The following is a 21518-nucleotide window of genomic DNA, read 5'->3' as shown; positions in this document are numbered from 1 at the left end:
CTCTCCGTGATGATAAATGCGTAACCCGCGAAATTAACGCCCGGTTCCAATCGGTTCGTCGATTTCATTGCGGAGCCTCACGCGGCCCCCTACCTGTTGCATGATGGACACTTCCTTTGCCGCCACCGAAGAACTGCCCAAGGACAAGGGCAGCTTCGCGATCCTGTGGCGCTTCCTGCCGATGCTGTGGCCCAATGGCGAACCCGAGCTGAAGCTGCGGGTGGTGGTCGCGGTGGTGCTGGTGCTGGCGGGCAAGGCGATCTCGCTGATCATGCCGTTCGCGTACAAAGCCGTGGTCGACGCCATGTCGGGCGACACGGCGGTGTTCGCCGCAGTGGCGATGCTGGTGGTGGCTTATGCCTCCGCCCGGTTCGGGGCCGTGTTGGCCGACAATCTGCGCAATGCCATTTTCGAGAAAGTCGGGCAGGACGCGGCGCGGCGGCTGGCAGCGCGGGTGTTCCGCCACATCCATTCGCTCAGCCTTCGCTTCCACCTTGAGCGGCGCACCGGCAGCTTGAGCAAGATCGTCGAGCGCGGGACCAAAAGCATCGACATGATGCTGTATTTCCTGCTGTTCAACATTGCCCCGACGATCATCGAATTGATCGCGATCTGCGTCATTTTCTACATCAAGTTCGGGCCCGGGCTGGTGATCGCGACGCTGGCGATGGTCGCGATCTACATCGCCTTTACGCGCTGGGTGACCGACTGGCGCAATGCATTGCGGCGCGAGATGAACGAAGTCGACAATCAGGCGATCGGACGCGCGGTCGATAGCCTGCTCAATTACGAAACGGTCAAATATTTCGGCGCCGAAGAGCGCGAGGCGGGACGATACGACCAGGCAATCGGTGCTTTCACTCGCGCAGCCGTGCGCAACGAAACCAGCCTGGCGTGGCTCAATATCGGGCAGAGCCTGATCACCAATGTGATGATGGCGGGCGCGATGGGGTTCACCGTCTGGGGCTGGAGTGCCGGAAAATTCACCCCGGGTGACGTTGTGCTGGTCAACAGCCTGCTGATGCAGCTGTTCCGGCCACTCGACATGCTCGGCTGGGTCTATCGGTCGATCAAGCAGGGGCTGATCGACATGGAGCAGATGTTCATCCTGCTCGATACGCCGGCCGAGATCGTTGATGCACCGGGGGCGGGCGCGCTGCTGGTCAGCGACGGGCGGGTGCGGTTCGAGGATGTGGCGTTTGGCTATGAACCTGAACGGATCATCCTGAAAGGCGTTACGATCGACGTTCCGGCCGGGACCAGCTGCGCGGTGGTCGGGCCATCGGGGGCGGGCAAGTCGACGCTCGCGCGATTGCTCTACCGCTTTTACGATCCAACCGATGGCCGCATCATGATCGACGGGCAGGATATTGCAACGATCACGCAGGACAGCTTGCGCGGGGCGATCGGGATCGTGCCGCAGGACACCGTGCTGTTCAACGACACGATCGGGTACAACATTGCTTATGGCCGCGATGGATCGGGGCAGGATGAGGTCGAGGCCGCCGCCAAGGGCGCAGCGATCGACGGGTTCATCGCCGCATTACCCAATGGATATGAATCGATGGTCGGCGAGCGGGGGCTCAAATTGTCGGGCGGCGAGAAGCAGCGCGTGGCGATCGCGCGCACCCTGCTCAAGGATCCGCCAATCCTGATCCTCGACGAGGCAACCAGCGCGCTCGACAGCCGGACCGAGGAAGCGATCCAGGCGACGCTCGACGGCGCGACCAAGGGACGGACGACGATTGTCATCGCGCACCGATTGTCGACCATCGTCGGCGCCAACCAGATCGTGGTGCTCGACGAGGGCCAAGTGGCGGAACGCGGGACGCATGGCGAATTACTGGCGAAGGGCGGGCTCTATGCCGAACTGTGGATGCGGCAGGCGGCGGAGCGGGAAATGGAGGACATCGCCGAATGAGCCTTGAGGCGTTGCTCCACGAGCGGTTCGGTTTCTCGGCGTTTCGCGGCGTCCAGCGCGACGTGGTCGAGCGGGCGGTAGACGGACAACACACGCTGGCGGTGATGCCGACCGGCGCGGGCAAGTCGTTGACCTATCAGCTTGGCGCGCTGGCGCGGGCCGGAACCGGGATCGTCATCTCGCCATTGATCGCGTTGATGCATGACCAAGTGCGAAGCGCCGAGGCGTTCGGGATAAGGGCGGCGGCGCTGACCAGCCTGAGCGAGGATCCGCGCAAGATCCGCGATTCATTGCAGGATGGGCAGCTCGACTTGCTCTATGTCGCACCCGAGCGGGCGACGACCGGCGACTTCCAGCGCTTGCTCGAAGAGACCGAGATTGCCTTGTTCGCGATCGACGAGGCGCATTGCGTCAGCGAATGGGGGCATGACTTCCGCCCCGATTACCGCTTGCTGCTGCCGATGCTCGACCAGCATCGCGATGTGCCAAGACTGGCGCTGACCGCGACCGCCGACCGGCGGACGCGCGAGGATATATTGGTCCAGCTCGGCATTCCCGACGACGGCCTGATCGTCGCCGGGTTCGACCGGCCCAACATCCGCTATCATGTCCGTCCGCGCGACGGGATCGGCAGCCAGCTCAAGAATCTGCTCGCCGAGCATCCGGGGTCGGGCATCGTCTATGCCACCAGCCGCAACGCTACCGAGAAACTGGCCGAGCAATTGAGCAGCGGGAAGCGGCGCGCGCTTGCCTATCACGCCGGGCTCGACGGCGCCGTGCGCCAGCGCAACCAGGCGGCGTTCGTCGAATCCGAAGAGATGGTGATGGCGGCGACGGTGGCGTTCGGGATGGGGATCGACAAGCCCGACGTCAGGTTTGTCGCGCATGCCGGAATCCCCAAATCGATCGAGGCTTATTATCAGGAAACCGGCCGCGCCGGGCGCGACGGCGACCCGGCTGAGGCGTGGCTATATTGGAGGGCGGAGGATTTCGCCCGCGCACGGCGGCGAATCGAAACCGAGATCGAAGCCAAACGCCGGCCGGCCGAGCGCGACCGGTTGAATATGCTGGCCGCGTTCGTCGAGGCCGCAACCTGCCGCCGCGCGATCTTGCTGCGGCATTTTGGCGAGACCCCGCCCGCGACCTGCGGCAATTGCGACAATTGCATCGACCCGCCGGCGACGATCGACGTCACCGACGTGGCGCGCAAATTATTGAGCGCGGCGTTCCGCACCGAAATGCGGTTCGGGATCGCGCATCTGGCGGCGGTGCTGGGCGGCGATGGCAATGAGAAAGTGCGGCAATTCGGGCATCACAGTCTGTCGGTGTTCGGGATCATGACCGCCGACGAGCTGGCGCTGGTACGGCCGGTGGCGCGGAGCCTGCAGGCGCGCGATGCGCTTCGTGCCGACGATTATGGCGGATTGAGCTTTGGGCCAGCGGCGAAGGCAATCCTGAAAGGCGGCGAGTCGCTGATCATCGCGGTGCCGCCCAAGCGGGTGCGGCGGGTCAAGCGCGGCACCGAGCATCTGCCGCATGATCCATTATTCGAAGCATTGCGCGCGTGGCGGCGCGACCGGGCGAAGGAAATGGGGGTCCCGCCGTACGTCATTTTCCACGATTCGACGTTGCGCGCGGTGGCGGGTGCAAAACCGCCATCTTTGAAGGCGCTATCGGTGATCGACGGGATCGGCGATACCAAGCTGGAGAGACATGGCGAGTCGCTGCTCGGAGCACTTGCCCACTTTATGGAGACGGGCGATGCAACGGCAGCTTGATGACAAGACCTTCGTTTGCGGCCAGATCACCCCCGAAGAGATCAATGCGATCAAGGATCTGGGGGTGACGATGATCGTCAACAATCGCCCCGACAATGAAGATGAAGGCCAGCCAAGCAGCGCCGAAATCGAAGCCGCGACGACCGCAGCAGGGCTCGAGTATCGCCACATCCCGATCGTCCGTGGGATGGGTCCGGCCGATGTCGAGGCGATGCGCGAGGCGATTGGCGCAATCGGCGATGGCAAGATGGTGGCCTTTTGCCGCTCGGGCAATCGATCGGCGCTGGCGTGGGCGGTGGCACAAAGCGAGAATGGCGTTGCGCGCGACGAACTGGATCGCTGTGCCGACGGGGCGGGGTTCAGCTTGGCGCCGGTGGCGCATTTGTTGCGGGATTAACCCGAATGATCCTCGTCCAATATCGTTCTCGCTTCGCTTAAATCTTCCTCGATGACCAGCAAGCGGACGGGTGTCATCGCCCCGCCGAAGAAGTTGCTCATCTGTGTATCGAGGAGGAATGACTGAATGCCGTGGCTGTCGAGCAATAAGCGGGCGAGGTCGGCTTCCACCGGAGAATAATAACGCGCGACCTCGATCATGCAGTCGCGGTGCCGCCCACCGTCAGCCCATCGATCAGCAACGTCGGCTGTCCGACCCCCGCCGGGACCGACTGGCCGCCCTTGCCGCAAATGCCGATGCCCTCATCGAGCGCGAGGTCGTTGCCGATTCCGGTGACCCGGGTGAGCACGCTCGGGCCGTCGCCGATTAGGGTTGCGCCCTTGACCGGCTCGGCGATCTTGCCGTTCCGGATGCGATACGCCTCGGTGCAGGAGAAAACGAATTTGCCGTTGGTGATATCGACTTGCCCGCCGCCGAAGCTCTTGGCGTAAATGCCGTCCTTGACGCGGGTGACCAGTTCCTCCGGATCGTCCGCGCCGCCGAGCATGAAGGTGTTGGTCATGCGCGGCATTGGCGCATGGGCAAAGCTTTCGCGGCGGCCATTGCCGGTCGGTTGCATCCCCATCAACCGGGCGTTCAATCGGTCCTGCAAATAGCCCTTGAGAATGCCATCCTCGATCAGCATTGTGCGGCCGGTCGGGGTGCCTTCATCGTCGATCGTCAGCGACCCGCGCCGGCCCAGGATCGCGCCTTCGTCGATCACGGTGACGCCCGGTGCGGCAACCCGCTCCCCAAGCCGACCCGAGAACGCCGACGTGCCCTTGCGATTGAAATCGCCTTCGAGCCCATGACCGATCGCTTCGTGAAGCAGGATCCCGGGCCAACCGGGGCCGCACACGACCTGCATCTCGCCGGCCGGCGCAGGGACCGATTCTAGGTTCACCAGCGCCTGTGCGAGCGCCATGTCGATCCCTCTGTTCCACGTCGCGGGGTCGAACAATTGGCCGTACAGGTAGCGCCCGCCAATGCCGAACGAGCCGGTTTCGCGGCGGTCCCCATGCTTGGCGACGATCGAGATGTTGAGGCGCACCAGCGGGCGAACGTCGCTGGCGACGAAGCCGTCGGCGCGGACGATGTCGATCACGCTCCAGCTGGCCGCGAGCGACACGCTGACCTGGTCGACCCTGGGATCGCGCGCGCGCGCCGCAGCGTCAATCTCGGCGCAGAGGCGGACCTTGTCGGCGAACGGGATGGCGGACAGCGGATCGTCGGCGCCGTACATTGCCTGATTGGTACGCGGCGGCGGCGCGGATGGCGAGGTCGTAGCCGGATCGAGCAGACGCAGGGTGGCGGCGGCACGGTCGATCGCCGCCGCGCTAATCTCATTGGCGTGGGCGAAGGCGGTGGTTTCCCCGGTCACGCCGCGAAGTCCGAAACCCGACGCATTATTATAATCGGCGGTCTTCAACCGGCCATCGTCAAACCCGAACGCTTCGCTCAGGCTGTACTGGAGATAGAGTTCGCCATCGTCATGACGCGCGAGATGTTTCGCGGCGAGCGCCTGCGCGGCTTCCGGATCGAGCGTCCGGTACAGGAACGCGCGGGGATCGCTCACTTAACGGTATCGGCCGGGCCGCCTTCGAGCAGGAAGCGGCGGTCGCAATAGCCGCAATCGACATAGCCAAGGTCGGAATCGATATGGAGATAGACGCGCGGGTGGCCGAGCGCGGCGGGTACCTGGCCCGAGCCGTCGCAAGCGACGCGCTGATGGGGGGTGCGAATGACTTCGGGGGGCGGTTGCATGGCCTTAACCTAGCAACCGCCCCCCGCCACTTCAATAAGAGTGGGGTCTTATTAAACGAAACGCCTTATTGATAATCGGCGGTGAGGTTGAAATCCGCCTTGTAGAAGCCGTTCGGCTGATTGGCCGCAATGTCGAACGTTCCGCCGACTCCGACCTGGAAGAAACCGGTCGAGTCAATCGCCAGGCTGGTGGCATTGGCATTGGCGAGCACGAAATCGCTGATCACGACCGTGTCGGCCGGATTGGTGGTGCTGACGAGCACGCTGCCGGTCGGCGGCGACAAGGTCAGCGTGACCAGCTGGCCAGCGGTACCGGCACCGGCAAACAATGCGCGCTGGCCGTTGTTCGACGCGACCTGGGTCACGCCGCCGCTCGACGTGCGGTTGCCGGTATCGGCGTCAATCGTAACCTGGCCGAAGACAGTGCTGGCAAGGACGGTGCCGAAGTCGAGATCATCGACCTTGGTCAGCGTCAGTGGCTGAAGCACCAGCCCACGCGCTTCGGCAGTGGCCGATGCAGTGACGGACTGAGCGAAAGCGGGCGTTGCAAAGGCAGTAGTGGCGGCGAGGGCCGCGAGGCAAAATTTAAAGCGCATGTTCTGGTTCCCTACACGATGAAAGTGCAGGGCGGCTTATGACGAGCGCGGCTGAACACGCCTTCAAGGAATAGGGTTGGCGGAAAGTTTACCCTGTTTGTGGATCATCGAGCGGGCAAGCGACGGCCTCGACGCCTTCGCCGGGTCGCGGTTTAGAAATAATTTGCCGTCACCGTGAACGTTCCCAGGTAACTGCCATCGACCGCAGTCGAGGGCACTGACAGGGTCGCGCCGATGCCGATCGCGTAAGGGGTCGTGCCGACGATCCGCAGCACCCCGGCGCTGTCGATGGTGAAATTGCTGGCGATGAGCGTTTCGGTGCCGCCAACGCGGGTCAGCGTCACCGAACCGGCGGGATATTGGAGGAACACCAATGACAGGCGAGTCGCGGTGCCGGTAAACACGGCGCGGCTGGTCGGCGCGGCACCGGCGGCGGTGGCCCCGGCATAAACGGTTGCGCCGCCGTTGGGGTCGAGCCTGATCGTCCCGGTGCCCGTTGCAGGCGGGAATGAAGAGCCAAAATCCATGTCAGTGGTCTTGGCCAGCTGCAACGGCTTGAAGAGATTGAGATTGGCCGAGCCCGGCGCGGTCGCGGCAATTGCCGGCGTGGCGATGGCGAGCAATAGAGCAGCCGCAAGCACGCCAAATGCGGTACAAGGAAGTCGCTGGAACATCCCAATGGCACTAAGCGCGAAATGCTGATGCAAGGTTAACGGTGCGCTTACCACGCCGCGCCTTTGCGTGCGCCCGATGCGCGGCTATGTCGCCCCCATGTCCAACACCCAAGCCGCGATCCGCATTGATTCCCTGTCCAAAACCTATGCCGGGGGCAAGCTCGCGCTCGACGACGTATCGTTCGATGTCCCGCGCGGGCAGATCTTTGGGCTGCTCGGGCCCAATGGCGCGGGCAAGTCGACGTTGATCAACATCCTTGCCGGGATGGTGGTCAAGACCGGCGGCAGCGCGAACGTGTGGGGGTTCGACATCGATGAGCATCCGCGCAACGCCAAGCGCGCGATCGGGATCGTCCCGCAGGAGATTTTGTTCGACCCGTTCTTCACCCCGCGCGAGGCGCTGGAGATTCAGGCCGGAATGTATGGCATCAAGAAAGCCGACCGGATCACCGATCAGCTGCTCGCCGCAGTGCGCCTGACCGACAAGGCCGATGCGTATGCACGCACCCTTTCGGGGGGGATGAAACGGCGGCTGCTGGTGGCCAAGGCGATGGTCCATTCGCCCCCCGTGCTGGTGCTCGACGAGCCGACCGCGGGGGTCGACATCGAGCTTCGCCAGCAATTGTGGGATTATGTTCGCCAGCTCAACCAGCAGGGCGTGACGGTCGTGCTGACGACGCATTACCTCGAGGAAGCCGAGCAATTGTGCGACCGGATTGCGATCATCAATCATGGCAAATTGATCGCCAATGAGCCGACCAAGCAGTTGATCGCCAAGGCACAGGACAAAGCGGTGGTAGTCGAGGTTGATCGCGACATCGAGCATGTGCCGATCGCGCCATTCTTCGACCGTACCGAACTGACCGGGCCACGAACGATCGAGATCACGTATCGCAAGGACCAGGTCAATGCAGGCCAAGTGCTCGCGGCATTGCAAGCCGACGGGCTGGGGATCGTCGATGTCTCGACCCGCGATCCCGACTTGGAAGATGTGTTCCTCAGCCTGACCCGGGAGGCGAATGCGTGATCGAGACTGACGTCCTCATCATCGGCTCCGGCGCGGCGGGGCTGACCGCGGCGCTGACGCTGGCGCGTACGCGCAAGGTGGCGGTGCTGGCCAAGGGCAGATTGGGCGGCGGGGCGACCGAATGGGCGCAGGGCGGGATCGCCGCAGTGCTCGAGGAAGGCGACAGTTTCGACGCGCATGTCGAGGACACGATGATCGCCGGGGCGGGGCTCAACAATCGCGCGGTGGTCGAGCATGTCGTCGGCGGTGCGCCGGCCGCGATCGCACGGCTGGCCGAGCTTGGGGTTCCGTTCAACCTCGACGACGATGGTGACGGCTGGCATTTGACTCGCGAGGGCGGGCTTAGCCACCGGCGGATCGTGCATGTCGCCGACGCCACCGGCTGGGCGATCCAGCAGGCGCTCGAAGCCGCCGCCATCGCCAACCCCAACATCACCATCCTGCCCGATCATGTCGCGATCGATTTCGCCACCGGACGCCATGCTGACGAGTTTAGCACCTCGGGCGCGGTGCATGGGCTATACGCATTCAACCGGGTCAGCGGCGAAGTCGAAACCTTGACCGCGCGGGCGACGATCCTGGCCACCGGCGGGGCGGGCCGCGCCTATCTTTATTCAACCGCACCGCGCGGCGCGACGGGGGATGGGATCGCGATGGCGTGGCGCGCGGGCTGCCGCATCAGCAACATGGAATTCATGCAATTCCACCCGACCTGCCTGTATAATCTGGAGGTCAAGAATTTCCTCATCACCGAGGCGGTACGCGGCGAAGGAGGATTGCTCAAGCATCCCGAAACCGGCCACCGCTTCATGCCAGATTACGACGAGCGCGCCGAGCTTGCCCCGCGCGATATCGTGGCGCGGGCGATCGACCATGAGATCAAGCGCGACGGGCTCGACTTCGTCCACCTCGACATCAGCCACCAGCCGGCCGAGTTCGTGAAGGGGCATTTCCCCAATATTTACGAAAAATTGCTCGGCCTCGGCATCGACATCACCACCCAGCCGATCCCGGTTGTCCCGGCGCAGCATTATACCTGCGGCGGGGTGCTGGTCGATTTGGACGGGCGGACCGATGCACCCGGACTATATGCGGCTGGCGAAGTGACACAGTCGGGGTTGCACGGGGCCAACCGGCTGGCGTCCAACTCCTTGCTCGAATGCTTCGTGTTCGGCGAGGCGGCGGCGCGGCATATCCTCAGGTCTTGGGACGAATTGCCCGCGCCGCCGGCGATCCGCGCGTGGGACGCGAGCCGGGTGACCGACAGCGACGAGGAAGTGGTGATCCAGCAATGCTGGGGCGAAATCCGCCGCTTCATGTGGAATTTCGTCGGCATCGTCCGCAGCACCAAGCGATTGGAGCGCGCCAAGCACCGCATCGATTTGCTGCGCGAGGAAGTGAAGGATTATTACCGCAACTTCCGCGTGACGCCCGATCTGATCGAGCTGCGCAATTTGGTGGAGGTGGCCGATTTGATCATCCGCTCCGCGCTTGTCCGGCACGAGAGCCGCGGGCTGCATTATACGCTCGATTATCCCGACTTGGCGGCCGAGGCAGTGGACACGGTGCTGGTGCCGTAAAGCGTCAAAGGTCGCAAAAGACTTAACTTGACGACCATTTGGCCTGTTTTCGACGGCAGCCTTGTCTCGCGGTTCTTACGCCGGGAGTGATTGCCTCGCTTGCGAGTTCGCCAAAGCGGGCTGCGGGCTTAACAGTCGCGTTGCGGGCCGCTATCGCTGACAGAATGAAATCCACCGCTAATCGATCTTTCCTGATCGTTCTGGTCGGCGCTGCCCTCGCCGCTGGTCCGGCGAGCGCGGAAACTTCGGGCAATGCGCTGCGGTTTTTCGAGGGGCGGACTGAGAGCGTCGGGCTGGTCAAGGTGATCATGAAAGCGCCGTACAAGATGCGCAGCATCGGTCGTGGCAAAATCACGCCGTCCGGGATCCTCGAACTATTCCAGCGGGTCGAAGAGCAGGGCCAGCCGACCCACGATCGGCATTGGCGAATCCGCCAGGTCGGCCCCGGCCGCTTTGTCGGCACTATGTCCGAGGCGAAGGGGCCAGTGACGGTGGACGAGATTGCCGGGCGCTTCCGATTCCGCTTCAAGATGAAGGACAATTTGTCGGTCGAGCAATGGCTGGCGCCGCAGCCCGACTGGAAATCGGCGCGCAACTTGGTCACGGTGCGCAAGTTTGGAATTACCGTTGCCAGCTCCGACGGGACGATTACCAAGACCGACGACTGACCGACCGAAGCTATCTCTCAGCTACCGCAACTTGCTCACTTTCAGCCCGTCGGCCTTCGCCCGGGCCTGGATCGATTCCTCGCTTCGCGTCATCGCTTTCGAGATCGCCTTAAGACTCATCGCCTTGCCCGCGAGCAAATGGAGTTTCTGGATTTCGTCGTGGGTCCACGGCTGGCGGTGGCGCTGGAATTTTTCGGCCATGATCGTCTCCTGCTTGAACCGACATTGGTGTGGCGCGGCGGGGCTGCTAGAACAAGGGCATGCTGACACCAACCACCGACCGGCTGGACTGCGCCACCTGCGCGGTGCGCGAGCGTGCGGCGTGCGCGGCCTTGTCGGGCGCGGAACGCAGGGAGCTGGCGCGGATCGGGCGGCGGCGAACCTTGCGCAAGGGCGAGGCTATTTTCGCGGCCGGCGAGGACAATGGCAGCTGCGCGACATTGATCAGCGGGGCGTTAAAGATCGCTTCGTATGGCGCAGACGGGACCGAGCGGATCCTAAGCCTGGTCCACCCCGCCGGGTTCGTCGGGGAGATGTTCACCGCGATCGCGCATCATGATGTGGTGGCGCTGGCGGACAGCGAATTATGCCTGTTCAACCGCGACCAATATGAAGCCGCAGTCGACCGCTTCCCGGCGCTGGCCAAGGCATTGCTGCGCCGGTCGGGCGAGGATTTGTTCGAGGCGCGTTCGCTGGTCGAGTTGCAGGCGCGGCGCAGTTCCAAGGCGCGGGTGGCTGGGTTCCTGCTGGCGATGGCCGATGCGGCGAGCCATTCGCCCTGCCACCCAGCCGAGGCATTCGACCTGCCGTTGAGTCGGGGGGAGATGGCCGGCTTGCTCGGGCTGACGATCGAGACGGTAAGCCGCCAGCTGACCGCGCTGGAGCGGGACGGGGCGATCGTCCGCGACGGCGCGCGCGGCATCCGGATAAAGGACGCCGCGCGGCTTCGGGCGTTGGCGGACTAGACCGTCGCGGCGATCACGACCACGGCGATGCCCCACAAGAGTACCATTACCGGGAGCAGCAGGACCTGGGTCGCGGCGGCCCCTGCCCGGTTATGGCCGGTGTAGGTGTGGATGCCATGATCCCAGAAGGCGCGCAGCGTTAGCGGCGGAGTCGCGGTCTCGGGTTGCATCCGGGCCCACAGCGTCGGAACCCCGAACAGCATCGCGATGTAGACGGTGAAAATGACCATCGGCAGCAGCATATCACGGCTCTGGAAACCGACCGCCATGATCGCCAGAAAGGCGAGGTAAGATCCGATCGTCGCGACATAAAGCGCGGTCGGAAGTTCGAACCCGCGATCGGTGCAGGCGCGCGGCGTGGCTGGTGCGACCGGAGCGGCGACCAGATTTGCAGTCCGGGCCAGCATTTGTTTGTCGAGACGAGCGGTCATGGCGAAACTCCTTGTTGCTGGAGCTGTGGCTAGGCGCATCTGCCGCGATCCGCTTTGACATCGGTCAAACGCTGGAAATGACCGGCTGGCCTGCTAGAGCGGTCGGCTGATGACCGATCCTTCGCCACCCCAGCCCCACCTCTATCTGGTCGACGGGTCGAGCTATATCTTTCGGGCGTACCACCGGCTGCCGCCGCTGACCAATCGCCATGGCCAGCCGGCGGGGGCGGTTTATGGCTACACCGCGATGCTGTGGAAGCTGGCCGACGGGCTCAACAAGGCCGACGGGCCGACCCACATGGCGGTGATATTGGATGCGTCGAGCATCACCCACCGCAACCAGCTCTATGATCAGTATAAGGCCAACCGGCCGCCGCCGCCCGAAGATTTGGTCCCGCAATTCCCGATGATCCGCACAGCGACGCGCGCTTTCTCGATCCCGTGCATCGAGGAAGAGGGGCTCGAGGCCGACGACATCATCGCCTGCTACGTCACCGCCGCGCTGAAGCAGGGGTGGAAGGTGACGATCGTCAGCAGCGACAAGGATCTGATGCAGCTGATCGACGGGGACGGGCAGATCGACATGCTCGACACGATGAACGACCGGCGGATCGGGCGCGACCAGGTCATCGAGAAATTCGGCGTGCCGCCCGAACTGGTCGGCGATGTGCTGGCGCTGATGGGCGATGCGGTCGACAATATTCCGGGCATTCGCGGAATCGGGCCCAAGACCGCGACCAAATTGATCCAGGATCACGGGACGCTCGAAGGCGCGCTGGCCGCGGCGCCGACGATGAAGCCGTCAAAGATGCAGGCGAGCCTGATTGAGCAGGCCGACATGGCAAGGTTGAGCCGCGAGCTGGTGCGATTGGTGTGCGAGCATCCGTTGCCCGAGCCGCTCGAGGATCTGGTGCTGACCGGCATCCCGCCCGAGCCATTGCGCGAATTCCTCGAGGATCAGGGATTCAAGACGTTGCTCGCGCGGATGGTTGGCGGACAAAGTGGCGGGGCGAATGCCGGGAATGTGGCTGCCGTCATGACGTCACCGCCACCAGCGCCTGCCGGGGCGGAGAAGATTGTCGTCGACCGGACCAAGTATGAGACGGTGACGAGCGTCGACGCGCTCGACGCGTGGATCGTCGAGGCGCGGCATCAGGGGTTTGTCGCGATCGATACCGAGACCGACTGCATCGATTGCGTGGTGGCGCGGCTGGTCGGGATCAGCCTGGCGACCGCGCCAAACAAGGCGTGTTACATTCCGATCGGGCATGGGCTTGGCGGCGGGGACATGTTTTCCGAGGCGCCGACGCAGCTGGCGATGGCCGTGGTGCTGGCGAAGCTCAAACTGCTGCTGGAAGACCCGGCCGTCCTCAAGATCGCGCACAACCTCAAGTTCGATTGGGTGATGTTTGCCAAGCACGGCATCCAAATCGCGCCCTACGACGATACTCTGGTGATGAGTTTTGACCTTGATGCGGGCCGATCGGGGCATGGGCTCGACGAACTGGCCAAGACGCATTTCGGGCATGAATGTATTTCGTTCAAATCGGTGTGCGGCACCGGGCAAAAACAGATCAGTTTCGACAAGGTGCCGCTGGACGCCGCGACCGAATATGCCGCCGAGGATGCCGACATCTGTCTGCGCCTATGGCAGCGATTGAAGCCGCGGATGACGGCCGAGGGGGTTACCGGCGTCTACCAGATGGTCGACCGGCCATTGGTTCGGTCGGTGGCGCGGATGGAAATGCGCGGGATCAAGGTCGATCGCGCGTATCTGGCGAAGCTGTCGGGGACGTTCGCGGTCGAAATCGCCAAGCTGGAAGAGCAGGTTTACGAGGCGGCGCAAGGGACGTTCACGATCGGATCGCCGCAGCAATTGGGCGCGGTATTGTTCGACCGGCTGGGGCTGAAGGGCGGGCGCAAGGGCAAAAGCGGCCAATATTCGACCGACGTGACCGAGCTCGAGCGGCTCGCCGCCGAGGGCGTGCCGGTAGCGCAACTGGTGCTCGACTGGCGGCAATTGTCGAAGCTGAAATCGACCTACACCGACGCGTTGCAGGCGCAGATCAACCCCGACACCCACCGCGTCCACACCAGTTACAGCCTGTCGGGCGCGCAGACCGGTCGGCTAAGCTCGACCGAGCCGAACCTGCAAAACATCCCGATCCGCACCGAACTTGGGCGACAGATTCGCGATGCCTTCGTCGCCGAACCGGGGCATGTGCTGATGAGCGCGGATTACAGCCAGATCGAATTGCGGCTGGCGGCGCACATGGCCGACGTGCCGCAATTGAAGGCGGCATTCGCGGCCGGCGAGGATATTCACAACATGACCGCGCTCGAGCTGTTCGGGACGGTCGACCGCGACACGCGCGGGCGGGCGAAGACGGTCAATTTTGCCATCCTCTACGGCATTTCGGCATGGGGGCTGGCCGGGCGGCTGGGGGTCGAGCGCGACGAAGGCAAGGCGATCATCGCGCGTTACTTCGAGCGCTTTCCGGGTATCCAGAGCTACATCAACGATACGCTCAGCTTCGTTCGCGAGCATGGCTTCACCCAGACCCTGTTCGGGCGGCGGACGCACTTCCACAACATCCGCGCCAGCAACCCGACGTTCCGTGCCGGGGCCGAGCGCGCGGCGGTCAATGCGCCGATCCAGGGGACCAGCGCCGACCTCATCAAGCGAGCGATGAACCGGATGGATGCGGCGCTTGCCGAGGCGGGCCTGAGCGACGTGCGGATGCTGCTGCAAGTGCATGACGAACTGGTGTTCGAAGTGCCACTGGGCAAGGAAGAAGCCGCCGCCGCGGTGGTCCGCGCCGTGATGTCGGGCGCGGCCGAGCCAGCGCTCACGCTCAACGTCCCGCTCGACGTCGACGTCGGCTGGGGCGAACATTGGGGCGCGGCGCATTGAGCGAGACGGGGGGAACACAGGCAGCGATAGCGCCAGTAGCACCATCGGCTGACCTGGCGACGCTGGCGCGCGGCGGGCGGCTGAACTTCCTCGGCTTCGTCATGCGGCTGATCGCGCGCTTGCCATTCCTGTTCATCGCCGGGCAGATTTACGGTGCGTCGGCGCTCGGGCGGTTCGCTTATGCGGTGATCATCGTCGAATTGGCGGCGCAATTGGCCAGCCTGGGCTTGAAGCGCGGGCTTGCCCAGCAACTCGCCAAGAATGACCGGCCGCACGCCAACATCGTCGCCGACGCATTGATGACGGCGCTGGTCGGATCGACCATCGGGATGCTGATCCTGGGCAGCTTCCCCCAGGCAATGTTCCCCAACAGCGAAATTCACGGGCTGGAATGGTTGCTGCCGGTGACGGTGCTGGCGATTTCGTGGACCGACATTTCGCTCGCGGCGCTGGCCTATCACAACAATGTCGGGGCGACAGTGCGCGCGCGATCGGTGGTCGAGCCGTGGACGATCAGCATCATCGCCTTCGTCTGGTCATATTGGTCGCTGCGCGACGGCCTGATCATCGCTTATGTCATCTCGATGATCGCGGCGCTGATCGCGTCACTGGTGCCGCTGATCCGCCAGTTCGGGATTCCCCACGGCTGGCGGCCCGACTTGCCGGGCAGTTGGCGGACCGCGCGGCGCAACATGCCGCTCGCCGCCGCCGACGCGGTCGAATGGGGCTCGCGCCGGATCGACATTGCGGTGCTCGGCCTGTTCCTCAGCCCGCAATTCGTCGGGGTCTATTACGTTGCGCAGCAGGTCGCGTCGCTGCCGGCCAAGCTGAAGACCAGCTTCGAACCGGTGCTGGGGCCGGTAATCGCGCGCAACCTCGCCGCCGGCGACAAAGCGGCGGTCGGCCGGCAAGTGCGCCAGGTCGGCTTCTGGATCCTCGCTGCGCAGGCCGGGATTGCCCTGGCGTTGGCCCTTCCGGGGCATGCAGTGATGGCGCTGGTCGGCGCGGACTTCACCATCGGTACCGGGACGTTGGCCTTCCTGCTCGCCGCCGAGGTGGTGGCCGCAACCGCCGTGGTGAGCGAAGCGGCGCTGATCTATGTCGCGCGCCACCGCAACATGATCATCAGCCTGATGATGCTGGCACTGGAAGCAGCGCTGAGCGCAATGTTCATCATCGCGATGCGCGAGGTCGACTGGCCCGTGGCGTGGCAGGCGACCGGCCCGGCGGCGGCACTGTGCGTCGCGCTGGCATTCGCATCGATCGCCAAGTCGCGATTGCTGGGCCGCACCATCGGGCAGCGGGTGTCGGGCTGGCGCTGGGCGCTGATCCTGGCGATTGCGGCGGGGCTTGCTGTGGGCATTCCGGTGCGGCTGTATTTGACGCCGCTGGCGCAATTGCTGATCGGGATACCCTTGATCCTGGGGGTGTTCGGTTATGTCATCTGGACGCGTGGGTTCGGGCCCGAGGATCGCGAATTGTTCAAGATGCGCAAAGCCGACATCGACGATCTGGCAGCGTCGGCCGAGGCGGACAAGGATATCGCCTGATCAGTGCCTGAAGTGGCGCATGCCGGTGAAGACCATCGCCAATCCCGCTTCATCCGCAGCGGCAATAACCTCTTCGTCGCGCATCGAACCGCCGGGCTGGATGACGGCGGTGGCACCGGCTTCGGCGGCGGTGAGCAGGCCATCGGCGAACGGGAAGAAGGCGTCCGACGCGACCGCTGAACCGACTGTGCGCGGTTCGGACCAGCCGTATAATTCGGCCGCCTCACGCGCCTTGATCGCGGCGATGCGGGCCGAATCGCGACGGTTCATCTGGCCCGCGCCAATACCCGCCGTGACCCCGTCCCTGGCGTAGACGATGGCGTTGGACTTGACGTGCTTGGCGATGGTCCAGGCGAACAGGCAGTCGGCCATTTCGCTTGGCGTCAGCGCGCGCTTGGTGACCAGCTTGAGCTGGTCTTGGGTGACATGGCCATTATCGCGATCCTGCAGCAGCAGCCCGCCGGCGATGACCGCGACGCTCTGCCCGCCACGGTGCGGATCGGGCAAGCTGCCGGTGAGCAGGAGGCGCAAATTCTTTTTGCGCGCGAATGCCGCCTTGGCGTCATCATCGGCATCGGGGGCGACGACGACCTCGGTGAAAATCGCGCAGATTGCCTCAGCCGTCGCGCCGTCGAGCGGGCGGTTGACCGCGACAATCCCGCCGAACGCCGAGACGCTGTCGCACTGCAGGGCATTGGTCCACGCGTCGAGCAACGTCTCGCCGGTCGCGACCCCGCACGGGTTGGCGTGCTTGACGATCACCACAGTCGGCGGGCCATCGCGGAATTCGGCGACCAGTTCGATCGCGGCATTGGCGTCGTTGAGATTGTTGTAGCTGAGTTCCTTGCCCTGCACCTGCTGCGCCTGCGCGACGCCCGGGGTGGCGGGGCCCATCGGAAAATAGAGCGCGGCCTTTTGATGCGGATTTTCACCGTAGCGCAGGTCCATCGCCTTGGTGCCAACAATGAAGCGCGACGCCGGATAGGCCTGCCCCTGATCGGCGAAGGCGAACCAGCTGGCGATCATTGAATCATAAGCGGCGGTGCGGGCGTAGGCCTTGGCGGCAAGCGATTTGCGGAAGGCCAAAGTAGTGCCGCCAGCGTCGATCTGGGCAAGCAATTCGGGATAATCAGCCGGGTCAGTGACGATTGCGACAAAGGCGTGATTCTTGGCCGCCGAGCGGACCATCGACGGGCCGCCAATGTCGATATTCTCGATGATCGTGTCGCGGTCCGCGCCGCTCATCACGGTCTGCTCGAACGGGTAAAGATTGACCACTACGAGGTCGATCGCGCCGATATTATGTGAGTCCATCGCGGCCATATGCTCGGGATTATCGCGCACCGCGAGCAGACCGCCGTGGACCATCGGGTGCAAGGTCTTGACCCGGCCGTCCATCATTTCGGGGAAGCCGGTCAAATCGGCGACGTCGCGCACGTCATGGCCGAGCTCACGCAGCGCTTTGGCAGTGCCGCCGGTCGAGACCAGTTCGACCCCTGCGTTGGAGAGGCCAGCAGCGAGCGCGTCGAGGCCGGTCTTGTCAGACAGCGAGATGAGCGCGCGGCGGACGGGGACGAGGTCGGTCATTATGGTCCTTTAACTCGAGCGGCGGAATTGCCAGGCGATGGTCCCGCCCAATGCTGAAACCTCGCCGACCACGACCAGTTGCTGGGTCGTCAGCGGGACTCCGCGATGGTCAACATAGAGGCTTTCCTCAATCGCCAGCATCGCGCCGCGGCAGCGGAAGTTCCACGGCGGCGAACCGGCCGCGCGGAGGATCGCGCCCATGCCGTCGGCGGTCGGCGTGGCCTCGACCCCCGGCGCCAAGTGGAAGCGGATTGCATAAGGCACGTCAGCCTTGATCTTCTTGCGGCCCTTGGGGGTCAATTTGTCCTGGCCGCGAACTTCCTTGCCGTCATTGCCGAGGATCATCGAGCGTTCATGGAGCAGGCCGAAGCCGCGAACATAGCCGTCGTGCGACGCGTCGAGGCGGCTTGAATCATTGTCCTCAGCGCGGTTGATCACGACATCATCCACGCCCTTGCCCAAAGCGCCATCGTCGAGGATCGCGGTCGAATTGCTGTCATTCAAATTGAGTGTCGAATGCGCGCCGGTGGTCCGCAAGGCGAGGATCAGCTCGGCGGGAAGCTCGCTCGGGACCGGGCCGGGGCCGCCGCAATTGACCACCAGGCGCTGCGCCCCGTCGCTCAGTTCGAACGCCAGGGTCGAGGCGGTGCCGAGCGGCGCCATCCGCCCGGGCGGCGGCGGGGCGGCGTCGATGACGATGATCGTGCCGAGCGCGGACAGGCGCTGATAGCCCCAACCGCGCGCCGCCCGCAGCGGGCGGGCGCGGAGGCCGCAGCCTTCGACCAGAGCTGCGATGCGCGCGGGATCGCCGGCGTTGCCGCCCTGCCAGCTCGACAGCGCGCCATCGCCCATCGTCACCCCGTGGAGCGCGGCAAGCGCGGCGGCGGCGGCCGATTCGAGCGTGTCGGGAAGCGTCTGCTTGGCAGCGAAATAGGCCGCGCGGAGCAGGCCGAGGCGATCAACCAGCAGGATCTGGTCGTGGGGTGAGCGGCTCATCAGCCCGCCATCCTCGAACTGCGCGGCGGCGAGCGCGCGCATCAGTCCGGCCTCGGCGCGGGCCACGCGCGGTGCACCGCCCTGGATCAGCAAGGCGGCGGCAAGCGCCCCCGACCAGGCAGTAATGCGATCGAGTCCGGGCGCGGCGCGGTCGGCATTGGCGTCGAGGTGACGAGCGCCGCGCGCGAGGGTGTTGAGCAACGCCGAGCGATAGCCGGTGTCGCGGCTCGACAGCATGTAGGGCGCATAAGCGGTCCAGAACAGGATGCGCTCGCCCCACAAGGCCGGTGCCCAGGCTTCGTCGACGCGGGTGCCATGCGCGACCAGCCAACGGCCGGCCATCGCCTCGGCCAGCTTGGCCCCGCGGTCGCGCCCGGCGGCAGCAGCGAGATCGCGCAACCACGCAAAGCCCTGAAAAGCGGTGGCGAGCGGGCCGGTTGCACCGAGTGTGGCAAAGTCGAGATCGGCGAGCGAGATCATCTCGTCGCCGAGGATGAAACGGCCAGCGAGCAAGGCATCGCCCCGCGCGCGATCGCCGAGTACATGATCGCGCGGGACGGCGGTGAGGCGAAGTGGCTTTTTGCTTGAACCGGTCAGTCGCGACCAGATCGATCCGCGCGCGAGTTTGCCGACGATATCGCTCGGCTTGGCCGGACTCATCCCGCTCCTCGAAGCGCGGCGATGTTGGCGGCGTATTGGGCCGGGCCGTCGCGGAACACGGCGGTTCCGGCGACCAGCGCGGTGGCCCCGGCGGAGATCGCCAATGGCGCGGTTTCGCGGTCGATCCCGCCGTCCACCTCGATCACCACATCGAGCCCGCGCTTGGCGACCATCTGGGCAATCGATTCGATCTTTTTCAACTGGCTGGTGATGAACTTCTGCCCGCCGAAGCCGGGATTGACGCTCATCACGAGGACGAGGTCGACCTCCTCGATCAGATAATCGAGCATCTTCGCCGGGGTGCCGGGGTTGAGCGAGACGCCGGCTTTCTTGCCAAGCGACCGAATGTGCTGGAGCGAGCGGTGGATGTGCGGCCCGGCCTCAGGATGGACGGTGATCGTGTCGGCCCCGGCTTCGGCAAAGGCATCGAGGAAATGATCGACCGGCGAAATCATCAAATGAACGTCGAAATGCTTGGTCGTGTGCGGTCGGATCGCCTTAACGACGGCCGGGCCGATGGTAAGATTGGGAACATAATGGCCGTCCATCACGTCGATGTGGATCCAGTCGGCCCCGGCGGAATCGATGGCGCGTACTTCCTCCCCCAATTTGGCGAAATCGGCGGACAGGATCGACGGCGAGATGAACGGCATGGTCATGGCCGGTGATTTGCCTTCATTTGGCAGCGGCGACAAGGCGTTTGGCAGGTGCAAGAAGTCTGGCAACGAAGAAGCCGTCGAGCCCGCCGACATCGGTCAGCATGCCGGGGAGGATGCGGACCCGGCCGTCTGGCGATGACGTCACGGCGTCGGGGAGTTCGCCGGGTTGCGGCGGTGAGATTGCGAAGCCGGAGTTGGCCGCAAGGAACGCAGCGACGATCGCTTCGCCTTCCTGCAGCTCGAGGCTGCACACCGCATAGACGATGGTGCCGCCGGGGCGGACGAAGGTCGCCGCTTTGGCGAGCAGGTTGGTCTGGAGTTCGGTCAGCTCGGCGATCACCGACGGGCGCGCGCGGTAGAGAACTTCGGGATGGCGGCGGAAGGTGCCGGTCGACGAGCAAGGCGCGTCGAGCAGGACTGCGTCGAACGGTTCGGGAGGGGTGAAGTTGAGCGCGTCGGCGACGATTGTTTTCGCGGTCAGGCCGGTGCGCGCGAGATTGTCGGCCAGTCGTGCGAGACGACTTTTCGACTTGTCGAGCGCGGTGACATCATGACCGGCAGCGGCGAGCTGCATAGTCTTGCCGCCGGGCGCGGCGCACAGGTCGAGGACGCGGGTCGCGGTGGCGGGGATGAGCCGCGCGGGAAGCGAGGCGGCAAGATCCTGCACCCACCAGCTGCCATCGCCGAAGCCGGGGAGCGACTCGATTCGGCCCGCTGTGTCGAGGCGGCGGTGGCGCGGGGCGAGGCTGATGCCGAGTTCGTAGGCCGCGCAGACCTCGTTGCTGGCGAAGCTGAGATCGAGCGGCGGACGCTGGGCGATGGCAGCGCGCGCGGCGTGAACCACGGCGTCGCCCCAGGCGGCGGCCCAGCGCTGCTCGACCTCTGGCGGCAGGCGTGGCGGTTCAACCTCGCCGAGGCCGCGCCGGAGCAAGGTACCGAGGACTCCGTGGACCAGCCGACGCGGGCCGCCGTCGACGAGCGGCAGCGCGGTGGCGACGATCGCGTGGTCCGGCGTGTCGAGCCCGATCTTCTGGGCAAGCGAGAGGCGAAGCACCATCCGCGCCTTTGAATCGTCGGGCAGGCGCTGGCGCGTGGCACTATCGATCAACTCGTCGAGATCGGGCAGACGGCGAAGCGTTTCACCGGCGATTGCGCTGGCGTGGGCGGCGTCCGCTGACGGCAATCCGCGGGCGGCCGAAGCGGCGCTGTCAAGCGTCTGGCCCTTGCGCAGGACGGCATCGAGCATGACCAACGCGGCGCGGCGCGCGGCAAGGCCGTCGGGAAGATTGATCGGGTTGGGGCTTGGCATTGG

Annotated in this window: 20 protein-coding genes; 9 read left to right on the top strand and 11 right to left on the bottom strand. The window is 64.8% G+C overall.

What is annotated here, in order from left to right:
• Positions 1–103: 103 nt before the first annotated feature.
• From RMN73_RS05410 to RMN73_RS05400, 3 genes are read left to right on the top strand one after another with little or no spacing between them, the layout of a single operon-like run.
• Positions 104–1921 carry an ABC transporter ATP-binding protein/permease gene (locus tag RMN73_RS05410; protein ID WP_309602285.1) on the top strand — a complete coding sequence of 606 codons (1818 nt, stop codon included), beginning with the start codon at positions 104–106 and terminating at the stop codon, positions 1919–1921.
• The gene (recQ, locus tag RMN73_RS05405) at positions 1918–3699 is read left to right on the top strand and encodes a DNA helicase RecQ (RefSeq protein ID WP_309602284.1); all 1782 of its coding nucleotides are present in this window, start codon (positions 1918–1920) and stop codon (positions 3697–3699) included. The genes RMN73_RS05410 and recQ overlap by 4 nt, the downstream gene beginning before the upstream one ends.
• Positions 3683–4096 carry a TIGR01244 family sulfur transferase gene (locus RMN73_RS05400; protein ID WP_309602283.1) on the top strand — a complete coding sequence of 138 codons (414 nt, stop codon included), beginning with the start codon at positions 3683–3685 and terminating at the stop codon, positions 4094–4096. Before recQ ends, RMN73_RS05400 begins: the two co-directional genes overlap by 17 nt.
• Here RMN73_RS05400 and RMN73_RS05395 read toward each other — a convergent pair.
• The 5 genes from RMN73_RS05395 to RMN73_RS05375 all read right to left on the bottom strand — a co-directional run bounded on the left by RMN73_RS05395 (position 4093) and on the right by RMN73_RS05375 (position 7169).
• Entirely contained in the window at positions 4093–4296 is a 204-nt protein-coding gene (locus RMN73_RS05395; RefSeq protein WP_309602282.1) for a DUF2007 domain-containing protein, read from the bottom strand. The genes RMN73_RS05400 and RMN73_RS05395 overlap by 4 nt on opposite strands.
• Complete coding sequence (gene tldD / locus RMN73_RS05390) at positions 4293–5711, bottom strand: metalloprotease TldD (protein ID WP_309602281.1); 1419 nt, start codon at positions 5709–5711, stop codon at positions 4293–4295. Before tldD ends, RMN73_RS05395 begins: the two co-directional genes overlap by 4 nt.
• Entirely contained in the window at positions 5708–5899 is a 192-nt protein-coding gene (locus RMN73_RS05385) for a zinc-finger domain-containing protein (RefSeq protein WP_309602280.1), read from the bottom strand. The genes tldD and RMN73_RS05385 overlap by 4 nt, the downstream gene beginning before the upstream one ends.
• Positions 5900–5964: 65 nt before the next feature.
• Entirely contained in the window at positions 5965–6495 is a 531-nt protein-coding gene (locus tag RMN73_RS05380) for a DUF4402 domain-containing protein (protein WP_309602279.1), read from the bottom strand.
• Positions 6496–6647: 152 nt separating this feature from the next.
• Positions 6648–7169 (bottom strand): DUF4402 domain-containing protein, encoded by a 522-nt coding sequence (locus tag RMN73_RS05375; protein WP_309602278.1) that lies wholly within the window; start codon positions 7167–7169, stop codon positions 6648–6650.
• Between the two features lie 97 nt (positions 7170–7266).
• On the opposite strand from RMN73_RS05375, the gene RMN73_RS05370 reads away from it, so the two are divergent.
• From RMN73_RS05370 to RMN73_RS05360, 3 genes are all read left to right on the top strand, one after another.
• On the top strand, positions 7267–8196 hold the full coding sequence (locus RMN73_RS05370; RefSeq protein ID WP_309602277.1) for an ABC transporter ATP-binding protein: 930 nt from the start codon (positions 7267–7269) through the stop codon (positions 8194–8196).
• A complete protein-coding gene (gene nadB, locus RMN73_RS05365) occupies positions 8196–9776 on the top strand; it encodes an L-aspartate oxidase (protein WP_309602320.1) in 1581 nt (526 codons plus the stop codon). Before RMN73_RS05370 ends, nadB begins: the two co-directional genes overlap by 1 nt.
• A gap of 164 nt (positions 9777–9940) precedes the next feature.
• Positions 9941–10444 carry a DUF3833 domain-containing protein gene (locus RMN73_RS05360; protein ID WP_309602276.1) on the top strand — a complete coding sequence of 168 codons (504 nt, stop codon included), beginning with the start codon at positions 9941–9943 and terminating at the stop codon, positions 10442–10444.
• 21 nt (positions 10445–10465) lie between these two features.
• Here RMN73_RS05360 and RMN73_RS05355 read toward each other — a convergent pair whose 3' ends face one another.
• Positions 10466–10645 (bottom strand): hypothetical protein, encoded by a 180-nt coding sequence (locus RMN73_RS05355; RefSeq protein ID WP_309602275.1) that lies wholly within the window; start codon positions 10643–10645, stop codon positions 10466–10468.
• Positions 10646–10704: 59 nt separating this feature from the next.
• Here RMN73_RS05355 and RMN73_RS05350 point away from each other — a divergent pair, with 59 nt between their 5' ends.
• Positions 10705–11409 carry a Crp/Fnr family transcriptional regulator gene (locus RMN73_RS05350; protein WP_309602274.1) on the top strand — a complete coding sequence of 235 codons (705 nt, stop codon included), beginning with the start codon at positions 10705–10707 and terminating at the stop codon, positions 11407–11409.
• On the opposite strand, the gene RMN73_RS05345 is transcribed toward RMN73_RS05350, so the two are convergent.
• Positions 11406–11840 carry a hypothetical protein gene (locus RMN73_RS05345; protein WP_309602273.1) on the bottom strand — a complete coding sequence of 145 codons (435 nt, stop codon included), beginning with the start codon at positions 11838–11840 and terminating at the stop codon, positions 11406–11408. The two genes, RMN73_RS05350 and RMN73_RS05345, sit on opposite strands and share 4 nt — an antisense overlap.
• A 109-nt stretch (positions 11841–11949) precedes the next feature.
• Here RMN73_RS05345 and polA point away from each other — a divergent pair, with 109 nt between their 5' ends.
• Together polA and RMN73_RS05335 are read left to right on the top strand one after the other, a co-directional pair.
• Positions 11950–14754 (top strand): DNA polymerase I, encoded by a 2805-nt coding sequence (polA, locus tag RMN73_RS05340; protein ID WP_309602272.1) that lies wholly within the window; start codon positions 11950–11952, stop codon positions 14752–14754.
• Positions 14751–16304, top strand: a complete 1554-nt coding sequence (locus tag RMN73_RS05335; RefSeq protein ID WP_309602271.1) for a lipopolysaccharide biosynthesis protein — start codon at positions 14751–14753, stop codon at positions 16302–16304. The genes polA and RMN73_RS05335 overlap by 4 nt, the downstream gene beginning before the upstream one ends.
• On the opposite strand, the gene purH is transcribed toward RMN73_RS05335, so the two are convergent.
• Genes purH through RMN73_RS05315 form a run of 4 tightly spaced genes read right to left on the bottom strand, consistent with a single transcriptional unit; the run spans position 16305 to position 21515 of the window.
• Positions 16305–17891 (bottom strand): bifunctional phosphoribosylaminoimidazolecarboxamide formyltransferase/IMP cyclohydrolase, encoded by a 1587-nt coding sequence (purH, locus tag RMN73_RS05330; protein ID WP_309602270.1) that lies wholly within the window; start codon positions 17889–17891, stop codon positions 16305–16307.
• 9 nt (positions 17892–17900) lie between these two features.
• A complete protein-coding gene (locus RMN73_RS05325) occupies positions 17901–19547 on the bottom strand; it encodes a heparinase II/III family protein (RefSeq protein WP_309602269.1) in 1647 nt (548 codons plus the stop codon).
• Positions 19544–20206: a ribulose-phosphate 3-epimerase gene (gene rpe, locus RMN73_RS05320; protein WP_309602268.1), complete on the bottom strand. Its 663-nt coding sequence runs from the start codon at positions 20204–20206 to the stop codon at positions 19544–19546. The genes RMN73_RS05325 and rpe overlap by 4 nt, the downstream gene beginning before the upstream one ends.
• A 16-nt stretch (positions 20207–20222) precedes the next feature.
• Positions 20223–21515: an RsmB/NOP family class I SAM-dependent RNA methyltransferase gene (locus RMN73_RS05315; RefSeq protein ID WP_309602267.1), complete on the bottom strand. Its 1293-nt coding sequence runs from the start codon at positions 21513–21515 to the stop codon at positions 20223–20225.
• Positions 21516–21518 lie beyond the last annotated feature (3 nt).

The organism is Sphingomonas sp., assembly GCF_031372575.1.
GTDB lineage: Bacteria > Pseudomonadota > Alphaproteobacteria > Sphingomonadales > Sphingomonadaceae > Sphingomicrobium.
Note: the sequence above shows the minus strand (reverse complement) of the source record. Positions and strands in the feature narration are given on the sequence as shown.